The organism is Enterococcus sp. AZ126, assembly GCF_051714545.1.
GTDB lineage: Bacteria > Bacillota > Bacilli > Lactobacillales > Enterococcaceae > Enterococcus_L.
In genome coordinates this window covers 2,803,143-2,818,850 of sequence record NZ_JBIOSB010000001.1, presented here as the reverse complement: position 1 = coordinate 2,818,850, position 15,708 = coordinate 2,803,143, and the positions used below count along the sequence as shown (strand labels likewise).

The 15,708-nt window shown below is 36.0% G+C and carries 11 protein-coding genes; 2 read left to right on the top strand and 9 right to left on the bottom strand.

Translation table 11 applies throughout. The features are described from left to right. Positions 1 to 272: 272 nt before the first annotated feature. A complete protein-coding gene (gene mfd / locus IGI43_RS13210; protein WP_438758263.1) occupies positions 273 to 3,806 on the bottom strand; it encodes a transcription-repair coupling factor in 3,534 nt (1,177 codons plus the stop codon). A gap of 33 nt (positions 3,807 to 3,839) precedes the next feature. After that, positions 3,840 to 4,406: an aminoacyl-tRNA hydrolase gene (gene pth, locus IGI43_RS13205; protein ID WP_438758262.1), complete on the bottom strand. Its 567-nt coding sequence runs from the start codon at positions 4,404 to 4,406 to the stop codon at positions 3,840 to 3,842. Between the two features lie 341 nt (positions 4,407 to 4,747). Here pth and IGI43_RS13200 point away from each other — a divergent pair, with 341 nt between their 5' ends. Next, positions 4,748 to 5,728, top strand: coding sequence for an L-lactate dehydrogenase (locus IGI43_RS13200; RefSeq protein ID WP_438758261.1), 981 nt, complete (start codon positions 4,748 to 4,750; stop codon positions 5,726 to 5,728). A gap of 96 nt (positions 5,729 to 5,824) precedes the next feature. On the opposite strand, the gene IGI43_RS13195 is transcribed toward IGI43_RS13200, so the two are convergent. From IGI43_RS13195 to IGI43_RS13185, 3 genes are read right to left on the bottom strand one after another with little or no spacing between them, the layout of a single operon-like run. Further along, the gene (locus IGI43_RS13195; RefSeq protein WP_438758260.1) at positions 5,825 to 6,343 is read right to left on the bottom strand and encodes a transcription repressor NadR; all 519 of its coding nucleotides are present in this window, start codon (positions 6,341 to 6,343) and stop codon (positions 5,825 to 5,827) included. Positions 6,344 to 6,394: 51 nt separating this feature from the next. Beyond that, positions 6,395 to 7,234, bottom strand: a complete 840-nt coding sequence (locus IGI43_RS13190; protein WP_438758259.1) for a chorismate mutase — start codon at positions 7,232 to 7,234, stop codon at positions 6,395 to 6,397. 12 nt (positions 7,235 to 7,246) lie between these two features. Then, on the bottom strand, positions 7,247 to 7,951 hold the full coding sequence (locus tag IGI43_RS13185; protein ID WP_438758258.1) for an NAD-dependent protein deacylase: 705 nt from the start codon (positions 7,949 to 7,951) through the stop codon (positions 7,247 to 7,249). A 240-nt stretch (positions 7,952 to 8,191) separates the two neighbouring features. On the opposite strand from IGI43_RS13185, the gene IGI43_RS13180 reads away from it, so the two are divergent. After that, the gene (locus IGI43_RS13180) at positions 8,192 to 8,491 is read left to right on the top strand and encodes a hypothetical protein (protein WP_438758257.1); all 300 of its coding nucleotides are present in this window, start codon (positions 8,192 to 8,194) and stop codon (positions 8,489 to 8,491) included. A gap of 74 nt (positions 8,492 to 8,565) precedes the next feature. Here the strand turns inward: IGI43_RS13180 and queG are convergent, their stop codons facing one another. From queG to IGI43_RS13160, 4 genes are all read right to left on the bottom strand, one after another. Then, positions 8,566 to 9,711 (bottom strand): tRNA epoxyqueuosine(34) reductase QueG, encoded by a 1,146-nt coding sequence (gene queG, locus IGI43_RS13175; protein WP_438758256.1) that lies wholly within the window; start codon positions 9,709 to 9,711, stop codon positions 8,566 to 8,568. Between the two features lie 416 nt (positions 9,712 to 10,127). Then, entirely contained in the window at positions 10,128 to 11,174 is a 1,047-nt protein-coding gene (locus tag IGI43_RS13170) for a zinc-binding alcohol dehydrogenase family protein (protein ID WP_438758254.1), read from the bottom strand. A gap of 422 nt (positions 11,175 to 11,596) precedes the next feature. Beyond that, a complete protein-coding gene (locus IGI43_RS13165) occupies positions 11,597 to 14,350 on the bottom strand; it encodes a hypothetical protein (protein WP_438758253.1) in 2,754 nt (917 codons plus the stop codon). Positions 14,351 to 14,785: 435 nt separating this feature from the next. Further along, the gene (locus tag IGI43_RS13160; protein ID WP_438758252.1) at positions 14,786 to 15,685 is read right to left on the bottom strand and encodes a class C sortase; all 900 of its coding nucleotides are present in this window, start codon (positions 15,683 to 15,685) and stop codon (positions 14,786 to 14,788) included. Between the last annotated feature and the right edge of the window lie 23 nt (positions 15,686 to 15,708).

Genomic DNA, 15,708 nt, shown 5'->3' with positions numbered 1-15,708 from the left:
GAGAGATTAGCCCGTGAAGCTGGATAAGTCTAAAAGCAGAACGGGCTCGTTCAATCTCGACTGTAAAATAGGAAAAATCGATTGAGGCGCTTTTTGCCTCACTCTATTTTTATCTTTTTTCCGAGAGATTAGCCCGTGAAGCTGGATAAATCTAAAAGCGGAACGGGCTCGTTAGCCTCGACTGTAAAATAGGAAAAATCGATTGAGGCGCTTTTTGCCTCACTCTATTTTTATCTTTTTTCCGAGAGGTTAGCCCGTGAAGCTAGATAAGCTCATTCTTCTTCAACAATCATCGTCTTATATTTTTCTTGTCTTAACGCTGTTGTAAATAGCGCTACTTCCTGTAACCAAGCAGCTTCTTTCATGCTTTTAGGAACTTTTAGACGGACAGACATTTTTTCATTATCCACAGCAAGATCCGCTTTCAATTGGGTATGCGATAATGCTTCAAAAATTTGTTCTACGTTATAAGTTTTTGTACCGATTTTGCTTAAAGTAAAGGTGATTTCTTGCTGTCTTTTACGAATTGTTTCAACTAATGCACGATCCCCATCCATCTTAATTTGGCCTGTCGTCAATAGATGAGCAACTTCGTCTGGATATTCACCGAAGCGATCAAGTAAATCTGCCTCGAGTTCATCATACATATCCATATTTTCCAGCTGACGAATCCGTTTATAGATTTCAATTTTCTGACGTTCATCAGAAATATAAGTTGTCGGTAAATAAGCATCGATGCCCAAGTCGATTTCAACAGAAGTTTTTTGATCTTGGATATTCTTTCCTTGTTTTCTAGCAACTGCTTCTGAAAGCATTTGTGAATACATATCAAACCCGACAGAATCAATAAAGCCATGTTGCTGTGCTCCTAAAAGATTCCCTGCTCCGCGTATCGATAGATCTCTCATGGCAATTTTAAACCCAGAACCTAGCTCAGTGAAGTCTTTGATTGCTTCTAAACGCTTCTCACTGACTTCATTTAAAATCTTTTGTTGCTCATACATAAAGTAAGCATACGCGACGCGATTGCTTCGACCTACCCTACCGCGTAATTGATATAAGGTGGATAAGCCCATGTAATCGGCATTTTCTACAAATAATGTATTCGCATTTGGAATATCTACACCCGTTTCAATGATAGTGGTCGTAACTAAAACATCGTATTGTCGTTCAATAAAGTCAAATAGAGTATTTTCTAGTTGAACTTCTGTCATTTGACCATGGGCATACGTAATCCTAGCATCTGGAACCAATGCTTGAAGTTCTTCCACTTTTTGTTCAATCGTATCCACCCGATTATAGAGATAAAAAACTTGTCCATCACGCGCCATTTCTCTTTCGATTGCTTCTCTGATCGCACCTGGATTGTTTTCCATGACATACGTTTGGATCGGGTAACGATTTTCCGGCGGTGTTTCGATGACGGAAAGATCACGTACCCCTAGCATTGACATATGCAGTGTTCTTGGAATAGGGGTTGCAGTTAGCGTTAAAACATCTACTTGCGCACGAAGTTGTTTTAAACGTTCTTTGTGTTTGACACCAAAACGTTGTTCTTCATCGATCACCAATAATCCAAGATCACTGAATTTCACATCTTGAGATAGCAAACGATGAGTGCCTACTACAATATCTACTTGCCCGTGTTTAATCTTTTCTATTGTTTCATTTTGCTGCTTTTTCGTTCTAAAACGACTCAACAAGCCAACCTCTACTGGGAATCCCTCGAAACGATCTAGCATAGTCTCATAATGCTGTTGTGCCAATATAGTTGTTGGAACTAAAAAGGCGACTTGTTTATTGTTGTTAATTGCTTTGAATGCAGCACGTAATGCAACCTCTGTCTTGCCGTATCCTACATCACCCACAAGCAAACGATCCATCGGCCGCGTTTTTTCCATATCATGTTTGATTTCCGCTGTACTACGTAATTGATCGTCTGTTTCACTATATGGAAATGCATCTTCAAATTCTTTTTGATAAGCATCATCTGGTGGAAACGCATAGCCTTTTTCAGATTCTCTTGATGCATAAAGTTGGATCAAATCGTCTGCTATATCTTCGATTTTAGACGTGACTTTTCGTTTCGTCTTACTCCATTCACTACCGCCTAATTTATTGACTTTCGGTGATTTTGCTTCAGAGGCTACAAATTTTTGGATCAAGTTTAACTGCGTAACTGGAATAAAGAGTTTGTCATCATTTTGGTATAAAATCGTGATGTAGTCTTGGTGAATACCGTCTACTTCCAGTGTCTGCATCCCAATGTATTTACCGATCCCATGGTTGGCATGAACGACATAATCGCCATTTTTAAGATCACTATAACTTTTTAAGCGTTCTGCATTGGAAACTGTTTGACGGCGCGCTCTTTTTTTCGTCGTGGTATGGAAAATTTCTTTTTCTGTGATTGCAACGATTTTTTCGACAGGTAATTCAAAACCAGACTGCAATGAGCCTTCAACAATTTGAATTTTTCCTTCTATTAATTTATTGGCGGATACTGTCACACTGGAAATATCAAAATCTCGAAACAGCTCTTCAACTTTTTGACTACGCTCTTTCGTCGGGACAAAAACGACAACCGTCTGATCTTGTTTTTGCCAACGATCCATTTCCGTTTTTAATAATGGCATTTGACCAAAAAATTGTTGCATAGAACGGTATTGAAAATTATGAACAGCTTGAAAACGCAGATTGCCCATTCCTTTTTGAAATAACGAAAAGAATGTTGTCGCAAAAGTCATTTTCCGTACTTGTTCATGAAACTCCAAGCCAAATGTTTGCTCGGGAAAGACACGCATTTCTTCTAATTTAAGTACTTGCCACTCGTTTTCTTCACGAATGATCTCACGTTCTGCTTCTAGGATCCGTGCATAATCATCAACAAAAACTAAACTATCTTCAGAAATATAATCTAGTAAAGTAGTTTTCGTTTCATATAAAAAATCTGTATAGTAATGCGCTGTATCAGTTGGAATCCCTTGCCCCCAAGATGTCCCTAACTGACTAAAGTAATCCTGAAGAAAATCTTTTTCGGCTGTATCTTTGGCAATCGCCACTCTTTTTTCTAAGGCTCTGTTTAGTTCTTTTTCCCCATGAATCAAGTCTTCTTTTGAAAATACAAGATCCGTCATTGGTGAAAGTGTCACAGATTCAATGGCACCAACAGACCGCTGGGTATCTGCTTCAAAATATCGTAAAGAATCAATTTCGATATCAAACAGTTCTGCCCTAACTGGATATTCAGAATTTAACGGATAGACATCTATGATACTTCCGCGAATACTAAAATCTCCAGGTTTCCCAACTAAGGATTGGCGCTCATACCCCATTAAGACTAATTGTTGTGCCATGGTATCTAGATCGATTTCTCCGCCAATTTCCCAATGCAACTGTGCTTTTTCCCAGGTTTGTTTACTCGGTAAATATTTCCTTAGGCCCGCTACTGGGACAACGATGATCCCGGCTTGATCCGTTAGAAGAAAATTAAGTGCTGCTACTCTTTCTGCTCTAGCTTCTGGTGAGGAGAAAGCCATTTCAGCAGACAATACTTCATCCACGGGAAATATATAAACTTCTTCGTCTGATAAAATATTACGAAAATCTTCAACTAATTGATTCCCATAATATAGATTTGGAACAGCCACGACGATTTTTTGACTTTTTTCTTTAAACCCACTGGCCATGACCAATGTTTTAGCAGAGCCGGCTAGTCCCGTGATCAACTGACGAGTATTTCCTGTTAATTGTTTTTTCCAATCTCGGGCTAGTTCACTTGCACCAATTCGTTCAATGATGTTCATATTAGGCTCCTCCTTGCATATTTTCTATTCTATTTATTTACCATTAAACTGATTCATCGCATCAACAAACGTATGCCCCTCACATGCATAAATCGCTGCATCCGCTGCAGTTTTCACTGCTAGTAAAATTTCTTCGTGTTTCTCTTTAGGAAAACCGGTCAGCACATGATGAATGACTGTATTACTACCTACAGGACGACCAATCCCGATTTTGATTCTTGGAAATACATTTGTTCCTAAATGTGCTATCAAGCTTTTCATCCCATTATGTCCGCCTGCACTCCCTTTTTCTCGTAAACGAATCTTACCGATTTCTAGATCTAGATCATCATATATAACGATTAATTCCGCATCATCAACACCGTAATATGTCATTAGCGGTCCCACTGATCGACCGGACTCATTCATAAATGTCAGAGGTTTTACCAACATGATTTTTTCTGTTCCTATGAAAAATTCAGCGATATCCGCTTCAAATTGACTTCTATTAAAAGTGGCATTGTATCGGTGAGCGATTTCATCCAACGTGATAAATCCGATATTATGTTTTGTTTCTTGATATTTACTTCCTGGATTACCTAATCCGACGATCATTTTCATTTATTTATATTCTCCTTAACAAGTGGTGATCATGTCCCACCATTTATTCATTCTCCAACACAAAATATCTGGGCAGGGGGATCCCTTGCCCAGTTTTTTTCTAATTATACCATAAAACAAGTATCTCCCGACTCTTAAAAATTCTTAAAAAAGCCATAAGTTTAAATTTTCCATTTCAAGCAGTCAAAAAAGCATAATAGTGAAATACCGCACATGAAAGAGTTTTCTTATGAAACACCTCTAAAAACTGTATTAATTTAAACAGACAAAAAACGTGACAAAACTCACAAACGATGGTATTATCATTGTGATAAAACAATTAACTGAAAGGAATGATACACATGACTGCAGCAGTTGGAAATAAAGACCACCAAAAAGTAATTTTAGTTGGTGATGGCGCCGTTGGTTCTAGTTATGCTTTTGCCTTAGTCACTCAAAATATTGCGCAAGAAGTTGGTATTATAGATATAGATACAAAGAAAACTGAAGGCGATGCCGCTGATTTATCTCATGCACTCGCATTTACTTCTCCCAAAAAGATTTATGCAGCAACTTATGACGATTGTCATGATGCTGATCTTGTCGTATTAACTGCAGGCGCAGCACAAAAGCCTGGCGAAACAAGAATCGATTTGGTTCATAAAAATTTGAAGATCAACAAACAGATCGTTACTTCAATCGTTGATTCTGGTTTTAACGGTATTTTCTTAGTTGCCGCAAATCCAGTAGATATTTTAACTTATTCTACATGGAAATTCTCAGGATTTCCAAAGGAACGCGTTATTGGTTCTGGAACTTCGCTTGACTCAGCTCGTTTCCGTCAAGCAATCGCCGAATTAGTTGACGTAGATGCTCGTAATGTCCATGCTTATATCTTAGGTGAACATGGCGATACTGAGTTTCCAGTCTGGTCTCATGCTAATGTTGCTGGCTTACAGATTTATGAATGGGTTAAAAATAATCCAGATGTAGATGAAGAAGCAATGGTTAATTTATTCTTCAATGTAAGAGATGCGGCTTATTCAATTATTGAGAAAAAAGGTGCTACATTCTATGGAATCGCTGCTGCCTTAGCTCGAATCACAAAAGCAATTTTAGATGATGAAGATTCAGTCTTCCCACTTTCTGTTTATTTGGATGGTGAATATGGACAAAATGATATTTTTATCGGCGCACCTGCTGTCATCAATCGTCAAGGAATCAAGCAAGTCATTGAAATTCCATTGACAGATTCTGAAATGGATCGAATGAATGCTTCTGCTAATGCGTTAAAAGAAGTCATTGCGTCAGCTTTCGAGAAATTTGAAGCAGAAGGTAATTAAAAAAAATAAAAAAGACTACTGAAATCTGTAGCGCCCCGAAAAGTTAGCCTTTTTGGGGCGACTCAATCCTTACGATTTCTGTAGCTCTTTTTTTTATTATCCTTTATACAAAATACCTTTTTGGTCTAACACTTTTTTGATCTCTCTAAGAGTATTTTCACTTTCACAACGAATCGTATGCAGATGAATTCCACCAGTCAACTCAGATAATAAAGAAGCACTGCTTTTTTCATACGCTTTAATAAACTCTTTCACTTCTTTTTCGCTCTGAATATGCAGTCCCCCAGTCAGTTCACCATAAATCGGATGTTCAACTACAACATCTAGAATTTCGCCACCCAAAGAAACAATCACTGACAGTTCTTCTTGTGTTTGTTCTGGCCTATGCTGACAGGCAATTTTACGAACGATTCCCTGCTTGTCTTTTTCAGTCTCAAGCAAATAACCTCTAGCTGTCGCGATTATGTCAAAGCCAGCTGCCCGTAACAATGCCACATCTCCAACCACAATTTGCCGGCTGACCTTAAACTCTTTTGCGAAACGACTGGCACTCATTGGTTTATCTGCTGATTCTAATTCTAGTAAAATGGCTTCTCGTCTTTTAATACCATCCATCCAATTTCCTCCTGTTGCAACTTAATCCATCCAATTTCCTCCTGTTGCAACTTAATCCATTTGTTTTTGCTGAAACTGTTTTGAGGCATCCATGATTCCTTGATAGGTTTCTTTGATTGTTTCTTTGTATTGATCATTCACAACATATGTGTCGATTTTAGCTAAGACTTCTTGTTCTCTTGAAGCATCTAGTATCGGCTGCTCTGATATCTTCTTGATTGTAGCGATGGTCTTGACTACGTCCATACGCTCTTCTAATAAAGCGACGATCTTTTTATCCACTGCATTGATTTTATCCCGCTGAATCATGAGCGGTGCTCGTTTTTCTTCCAGCTCAATTTCTTTGATGATTTTCGCAGGATTTCCACCAATCACACAATTAGCTGGAAATGATTTTGTTACAACAGATCCAGCTGCTACTACAACATTATCCCCTAAAGTTACGCCAGGGGTAAGTATAGCTCCACCGCCAAGCCAAACATTGTCGCCTATCGTAATTGGTTTACCGTATTCCAACCCGCTATTTCGTTTAACTGGATGTAGTGGATGCGTCGCTGAATACAATTGAACATTTGGTCCAAACATACAATTATCACCGATTATAATGGGACATATATCTAGAAAAATACTATTGAAATTAGCATAGAAATTCTTGCCAACATGAATATTGAAGCCATAATCAAAACTGATTGATGGTTCAATATAGCTGCCTGTTCCTGTTGTCCCAAACGTTTCCTCTACCAATTGCCGACGAATTTGACTGTTTTCTTCATTGTTGATTAATTTCATTTGTTCTCTCGCGAATTTGCGTGCGGTTGCCAGCTCTGGATCTCCAGCAAAATAAAGTTCCCCATCGATCATTTTTTGTCGTTCTGATTTAATTTCTTCCATTTTAAAACTCCTCTACAAACTATTTTCGAAGACCTTCAGTGCATCTTGTTTCAAAAAATAAGCATCTCTGTTTAATTGGACCGATGTTTGGTTGATCACCACTATTTTTGCAGTGTCTGTAGCATAATGAATCAAATCGCAAAATGGATGTACCTGAAAACTAGTCCCGACAATCACGATCAATTCTGCCTTAGAAACAGCTTGAATTGATACAGTAATTGCTTGTTCATCTAATCCTTCTTCATACAATACAATATTAGGACGAATTTGCCCACCGCATCGATCATGACGATCAGAGGATACATACATTTCTGCCAAAACTTTTTGTCCACATTTTCTGCAATAACAATCATACAAGTTCCCATGAAACTCAACTAAATTCTTTGTCCCTGCGGCTGCATGCAAGCCATCTATATTTTGGGAAATAATCCATATGTCTTTTGTTTTTTGCAAGTCTACCATGTTCAAGTGGATACGATTCGGTTTTGCATTTGGATGATATAGCGTTTGGATAAATGAATAAAATTTCTCTGGTTCTTCAAGCATACAAGTTCGGCTCAGCAAATATTCAGGCTGTTCGATTCCATGATAACTTCCAGATAGTGAACGATAATCAGGTACACCTGAAGCGGTTGAAACGCCTGCACCTGTTAAAAAAGTGATTTTTTCGGCTTGCTCAATCAGACTTACTGCTTGTTGTGTATCAATCGTTTGCATCATTTCATCTCCTAATAGGTTCATTATAACGTAAATAAAGAGCTGAGAGAAAAAATATTTACATAAAATAAAAAAGACCATGTCCATTCTTTATAATTAAAAGGCTACGCACAAACGAAAATACAAACGCATTAAGTAAGCGATAAGCTTTCAAAAATGTCAGGTTTTTCACCGTCTTTTCATGACAAACATCAGAGAACGTGATAAAATACTTAATGTATAAAAGTGAGGTGAAACTTCGTGGTAGCATTTATTATTTATTGGGCAGCTATTTTAGTCTGCATCGCTTGGGGCGTATTAAGTTTATGGTTTTCGATCTATTATCTTTCACGTAAAGAAAATGGAAATCTATGGGCATTCGCATTCTTGAATGTTCTTGCAGCTATTGTTTTAGCAATTGTTTTAGTTATTTACAAAACGTGGGATTTTGATATTTTGACCTATTCTAGCTTGATTTACACAATTTTAGCTTCATATGGTGTCTTAACAATTTTACAAGCCATTTTAGGCCGCGAACCTAAAGAAGCTGCTAAAGCTTAATTTTATTATTTGAATCTCAAAAAGAGGTCGAAACAAAACTGATTGTTCATTTTGTTTCGACCTCTTTTTCTCTATTATTTTTCTAATTGTTCAATCGCATTCTGTATTTCTACAAGTACTTCGGCTTCCGGTTCTACTTTGAGCAAATCAGTTAAAATATCGATCCATTTTTCCGCTTCCTTATTCCCTAATTTACCGATCGCCCATGCTGCTGTCCCTCTGATTACAGGACGCACCTCTTGTGTTGCACAGACTAAAATTTCTGGTAATGCACTACGATCACCCAAGTTTGCTAAAGCAATCAGTGCATTTCTTTGCAATGGTTTTTTTCCTCTCCAAGAACCTGATAAGTGCCCAAACTGCGTTTTAAATTCTTTATTTGACATACTTAGCATCGGTTTTAATTTTGGATAGACTGTCTCCACCTCGGGTTCCATTTCTTTATGAAAATGGAAATCTTTTCCTTTGTTATAAGGACAAACCAACTGACAAATATCGCATCCATATATTACATTATGCATTTTTCTTCGATATTCTTCTGGCATCATCTCTTTGGTTTGTGTTTGATAAGATAAACATTTTTTTGCATTCATACTACCGTTACCTAAAAGTGCTTGTGTAGGACAGGCTGTAACGCAGCGTGTGCAATCACCACAACCAAAAGGAATCGGCTCATCTACTTCAAAGTCGATATTGGTCACGATCTCTCCTAGATAAACAAAAGAACCAAACTCTTCTGTGATCAACAATCCATTCCTTCCGATAAACCCTAACCCTGCACGTTGTGCGACTGCTACATCAACCAACTCACCAGTATCCACTTGAGGTGCAAAACGCCAATCATCAGATTCCTCTAGGCTTTGAGCTTGGGATTGAATAAATTCGATTAATTTTGATAATCGATCTTTTAAAACATCATGATAATCGATGCCCCAAGACGCTCTGGCAAACATCCCGCGTTTCTCATCTCTGGGCACTTTTTCTTCTATTTTAGTCGGATAAGCTAATGCAATAGAAATAATCGTTTTAGGATTTTCAAAGGTTTTTTCTGGGTAGATTCTTTCTGCAATCACTTGATGTTCAAAACCTGAGTTGTATCCACGTTCTTTTTGCTCTTTCAGTGAATCCTCTAACTCATAAAATGGTTCAGCCGATGCAAAACCGATTTTATCGATACCTAAACGTTTACTTTCTTCTATGATCCTTTGCTTTAATGTCATGGTCTAAACTCCTTAATTTTAAATCTGGTTACACTTATTCAGCTTCAATTGAATAATATAGTTACGGTGCTTTTTATCTCGTTCATACTTTATTTTTTTCCGAGAGACTGGCTAAAGTAGTTTTTGGATTTTAAAAAAGGATTTATTCATTTAATATTCAACAAGTCACTTTATTATAATCTACTCCTTAAACGCTTGTCATTTTTTTGCTTTTATTTATAATTCATCATTGTTTTTATTTAATGAAAAAAATAAACACTCCATAATGAAAAACACAAGAGCCAACAAAAGCCATATATGCTTTTGCCTTACTTTTGTGTTTTTTATTATCTTGATGAACTTTATACGCCTTTTGACTTATCTTGTTTCACACTAATTTGATTCCCAAATGAATTTCTGCCTGTTACTCTTAGACTTTACTTCTCGTTTCCATTGAATAACCCGCTAATGACAACTTTTCCCCTCATATGACCTGTTTCCACATCTGCTGTGGCCTTTTTTAAATTTGCTACATTGATTCCATTTGAATATCTTTTTCCCACGGTTGGAACTATTTTCTCAGCTTCTGCAAGTTGACTGATTAACGCTAGTGCTTCGCCTTGTGTTTCAATTTTATAATCAAAATCAGTTTTAGTAAACATGTATACCCAATCAAAGCTGACAGATTTATTTTTCAATTGGTTGATGTCTAGTTTCTCCTCTATCCCTACGATCGTCCCAATGTTTCCTAAGGGGCTGATCAACTCAGTTAATGTATCCATGTAGGAAGTGATATTGAACAAAACAGCGGCATAGTCAACTGTTTGAGTACCTGTTTTCATTATATTGTGTTTAAGATTTTCATGATAATCTATAGGATGATCCACACCGATTTTTTTTAACCAATCAAAATTTTTAGGGCTAGCTGTAGCGTAAACGGTCAGCCCAGCCCAGTGTGCCAGTTGATTTAAAATCGATCCTACGCCACCTGCTCCGTTGATTACTAAAATCGTTTTCCCTTGATTAGCCTTTTCTTTCGGAATTAGTCCAAATTTTTCAAACAATAATTCATACGCTGTCAGAGCTGTCAACGGTAATGACACGGCTGCTTCATCACTTAAATTACTCGGCGCTAAAGCAGCGATTGCTTCATTTACCAATTGAAATTCTTGATTACTACCTGCACGCTTGGTTGTACCTGCATAAAAAACACGATCACCAATTTTAAACTTTCTAACATTTTTACCAACAGAAACAACTTCCCCTAGTCCATCAAATCCTAAAATCGTCAATTGATCTTGTTTTTTTGCAGTTTGTCTTAATTTTGTATCTACGGGATTTACGGAAACAGCTTTGACTTTTACAAGGATATCGTTTGAATCTGGTAGCGGAATCGGTTGCCGTTCTTCTACAAAACTTGATTCATTTTCAATTGGTAAACCTTCATAGAAACCGATGACCTTCATTTGATTATTTTCATACATTTGTTCTTCCTCCCTTAGTTTTTTTATTCTATAAGTATGAACCTAATCTTTGAAGATTGATATTTATTTGTCTTATGACAGGAGCATTTATTCGGATTCTTTAAGGCTAGGAATCCAAATAAACGGCGGGAATATTTGAACAATATTATCAAGATATTGAAAAAAATACATATGGCTTTCATAACTTATATAATTTTAAACGAGAATCTCTTTATATTTTGGTACTATTTAACAGAAAAAGGCTAGGACATAACTCTACGAGTTATATCCTAGCCTTAAGAAATCAGAATGAACAGTGTGAGCAGAAGCAACTTATTTCTCAGAGTTAAATGCTTCTGTCCCAACCTCTCACAATAATCGCTTTAATTATTTGAACTTTCTTTATCAATATTGATCGACAAAGAGGTCTTCTTTGCTATACCTTACTTTTGTTTTTCTTTTCTCATCCAAACATATAATACGCATGATGCCACAACAAGTAGGTTCCCAAAAACATAGAATAAGTTTGTTTTTTGTTCTCCTGTATTTGGAAAAGATTTACTTGAAGACACGTTGCTTGTTGGTTTAACAGTGGTTCCTGTACTACCTGAGTCAATTGTTTTTGATGGATCGGTATGATTCGTTTTTCCAGTTGTCTTTTTGACCACCGTTAAGGTAATTTCTTTCTCTGCAAGAGTATCCTCTGTTGCTTTTGTTTTTCCTTGAACATAATACTTGATTTTATATTCTCCGCCAGTCGTTAATTTGTCTGAAGAAGAAATTGGGATAGGTGTCCCAATGACTTCAAAGCCTTGAGTCAATCCCTCTGCATGATTAAACGTTGCCCAAGCAAGAATATCCTCTTTCGTTAATGTATCACCTACATACATCGTTTTATCGGTTGCTTCGATACTTGGCCCTACTTCTTTATCTAGAATGATCAATTGAACTGATTTTTTTTGACCGTCTGCTGCTGCAAGTACAACCTCATACGTACCCGCTTTAGAGAAGTCTACTTTAGATAGATCTAAAGTTAATTCAATCATATTACCGTCTTTGTCGACAGCTGAAGCGTTAAAATCAGCTAAAGTAGCTTCTGGATCCCCTACATACATGGTGTAATCAGAACCTGTTATAGCTTGTCTATTTTCTTTGATTATTAGTTGAACCAGTTTTGTTTGACCATCTGTAGCAGTCAGTTCAACATCATAAGTTCCCACTTTAGAGAAATCTACCTTAGATAAATCTGCTGTCACATCAATTGGGTCACCAGCTTTATCCGTCGCAGAAGCGTTGAAATCAGCGAGTGTGGCATTTTTATCACCTGTATACATAGTGTAATCAGAACCCGTTATGGCTTGTTTATTTTCTTTGATTATTAGTTGAACTAGTTTTGTTTGACCATCTGTAGCAGTCAGTTCAACATCATAAGTTCCCACTTTAGAGAAATCTATCTTAGATAAATCCGCAGTCACTTCAATAGAATTACCATCTTTGTCTGTCGCAGAAGTGTTGAAATCAGCGAGTGTGGCCTCTCTATCACCTATATACATAGTGTAATCAGAACCCACTATAGCTTGCTTGTTTTCTATAACAGTTATTATTCTGCTTGTTGTCTTAGTAGAAATTTCTCCATTTTCATCTAAATATTGTATAGAGTATTGTATATTATAGGTACCTACCTCAGGTTTTTCTCCAGATTCAGGATAACCATCTAAATCTTGAATTTCAATTTGTTCATTTATTTGTTCAGTTCCTAAATACGCATTTATTCCAGTCATAGGGCTATAGGTATCTGTATTATAGATAGTTGCATTCCCTGTAGTCCTAAAATAAGGCACAGAAGTACTGGAACTAGGGTTTTTAAAAACGCCAGATAGAGTAGGAGCGTTAGGCCATTGGTCGATACCGTACCATCCTAAATTCCCATTGTATATGACAATCTCATCCTCGGAGGAAACCGGGATATACGAAACCAAGTATACTGCGGCTCCGTTAGATAATTTACCAGCTTCAGTTTTTGACCAATTGGACAAATCTACTTTAACTCCATTTTCAGAATATTCCCATACAAAACTTTCAGTATCAGTGAGATCAGTTATTTTACCATTTGAATTTGTATAAATCTTATAATTTTCTTTTGGAATTGCATGATTTGACTGTGACCAAAGTACAACTCTATTATTACTTACATATCCTTTAACCCAAGCAGATAGAAAAGACATATAAAGACTTCCGTTATAGGTCTTTGATCCGTCAAATTGGCCATAACCACCTAATTTTGAACCTAAATAATTAACATCTGGTAGGGAATGACCAGCATAGTCGACATAACCAGGAACAGATACTTGTCCACCGCCACCACCAGATTTAACAGTCGCAATATAAATTATTGAAGGATCTAAAGGAAATTCTTTATTACTTGTAGATGAGTCATCATTCAGTAAAAATTCTCCACTTACAGAGATAGGTAAAATCGCACCTGAATCTGTCTGTGCTGAGGATGCTCTTACAAGTGTTAAATTAAATGAAGATACTCCTTGATATAAATCTTGTGTATTCTCTATAATAATAACACCATTTGAATAGGATATCAGTTCGTATAAGTTAGGCGTTACACTGCTATTAGCTAAATAACTTTTATCGGTAGATATTAGCTTGGCAGGATCCATACTATTAGAAGTCAAATTAATTTTGATTTGACTTCCTTTAGGAATGACATTTCCATCTGAGTTATTGTTCTTAACAATAACATTGTAGATAAAGCCATTGCCAGTCAATGGAGAATCTTCAGAATTTACAGTGTCACTACCAACGGATATATCTACATCACCTAAATCGACAATATTTGAATCATTTGCTGAGATGTCAGTAACTTCCTTTTCAGCTTCAGAAACTTTTTGCGGATTGGTTGTTGATACCTCAGTTACTTCCTCTTCAGTAACACTTTGCGAATCAGTGATCGATGACTCAGTATTTCTCTCTTCGGCAACGTTTTGTGAATCTGTTATTGATGACTCAGTTACTTCCTCTTCAGCAACATTTTGTAAATTAGTTTTTAATTTTTCATCAGTCGTAGTACTCGGAGCAATTGCTTCAGTAGCTACATTTGTGTTTTGTGTTGCAAAACTACTTATTGGAAATAAAAATTGAGAAGATAATAGTACCAGTGTCATCAAAATGTGTGTGTGTTTCATAAATTTACCTCGCTTTTATTAATTACTAAAAAATATTATACATTAATATGTATCAAAAATAATGAGCTGAGTTTTTCAGTTAAATCTACAGTTATACCCTATTTTCACATAAATAAGAGTCTCAGCTCCTCTTACTATTAGTAAGGCTATCGTTTTAGTATAACATATTTAATTTTAAAAAAGTTATATTCTCAATAAATTTTATCGGTTTATCTAATTATTATCTAAAAGTTTAAATAAAAATTATAATGATTTTATTTTATTAATTAGTAATAAAAAAGGTTAATTAGGCTAAAATAGTATCAAGAAAAATAGTAAGTGCTAGATTTTTTTGATTCTATTTTAGCAAATGTATTTCTTATTTGATCACACCAGGTGCTAGCCGAGTCACCTTACTATTTTGATAATGAACCGTTATCATTTCACCTATACACGTCACTGTTTTATCCTTATAATTAAATATCTAATTATAAGAATAAGACAAATAACTACTAAAAGACTTATTAAAATAGTATGTTTTAGATTCCAAAAATAAGGTGTTTGATTTTCTTTTTCTTCCATTTCTAAAGCAACGCGATGTCCTCTTACTAATAATCGATGAGAATTTATTCCGATTGGGGTGCACGTAACTAATGTAATAAGATCTTTACCTTCTTCTTTGTCAAAATGAGATAAATCATCAGGTAAAATAGTTTTTATTTGATCTATTTCATAGGCATGTGTTTCTCCCAATACATCCATATAAAATAAATCTCCCTTATTTAATTTAGGTAAGTCTGTAAACATCTTTCCTAAAGACAGCCCCCTATGGCCTGTAAGAACAGAATGATTCCCCTTACCTCCGAAAGGTAAAGAAGTTCCTTCTAATGTACCTATGCCTTTTTCTAATACTAAATTTGAACTTATCGGATAAACAGGCACCTTTAAATCAATTTTTGGGATCTCCAATATACTAATTACTTCCGGCACTTTTTTCTCTTTTAAATCTAATTTACTAGATAATAAAGATCGATTGTTATGGTTTTTTTTTTCTTGTTTATGTTCCAATTTTTCTTTATAGTTCTCTTTTTCTTTAGCCGATAATTTTCTGTTCGCTGCATTATAGTTACGTATTTCTACTTGCTGGTATTTATTTAATTGGAAATCTGTGTAAAAAGGATAAGCTATTAAACCAATCCCAATAATAATAAGCAAAATAAAAAGACAGTCTTTACATTTTTGTTTGATTCTTTTTTTCTTCTTTGCTTGTCTAATCACTTCTTGCTGATGTTGCTCTTTTTTAGTTTTTTTCTTTTGAGTCTTTTTATTTTGAGGTCTTTTTGCTTTCTCACTCATCTTTTTACACCTACTTCCATTTT

Excerpts from the sequence above, each read along its gene's own strand:
- mfd (WP_438758263.1), bottom strand. The coding sequence starts at position 3,806 with ATGAACATCATTGAACGAATTGGTGCAAGTGAACTAGCCCGAGATTGG.
- pth (WP_438758262.1), bottom strand. The coding sequence starts at position 4,406 with ATGAAAATGATCGTCGGATTAGGTAATCCAGGAAGTAAATATCAAGAA.
- IGI43_RS13200 (WP_438758261.1), top strand. The coding sequence starts at position 4,748 with ATGACTGCAGCAGTTGGAAATAAAGACCACCAAAAAGTAATTTTAGTT.
- IGI43_RS13195 (WP_438758260.1), bottom strand. The coding sequence starts at position 6,343 with ATGGATGGTATTAAAAGACGAGAAGCCATTTTACTAGAATTAGAATCA.
- IGI43_RS13190 (WP_438758259.1), bottom strand. The coding sequence starts at position 7,234 with ATGGAAGAAATTAAATCAGAACGACAAAAAATGATCGATGGGGAACTT.
- IGI43_RS13185 (WP_438758258.1), bottom strand. The coding sequence starts at position 7,951 with ATGCAAACGATTGATACACAACAAGCAGTAAGTCTGATTGAGCAAGCC.
- queG (WP_438758256.1), bottom strand. The coding sequence starts at position 9,711 with ATGACATTAAAGCAAAGGATCATAGAAGAAAGTAAACGTTTAGGTATC.
- IGI43_RS13170 (WP_438758254.1), bottom strand. The coding sequence starts at position 11,174 with ATGTATGAAAATAATCAAATGAAGGTCATCGGTTTCTATGAAGGTTTA.
- IGI43_RS13165 (WP_438758253.1), bottom strand. The coding sequence starts at position 14,350 with ATGAAACACACACACATTTTGATGACACTGGTACTATTATCTTCTCAA.
- IGI43_RS13160 (WP_438758252.1), bottom strand. The coding sequence starts at position 15,685 with ATGAGTGAGAAAGCAAAAAGACCTCAAAATAAAAAGACTCAAAAGAAA.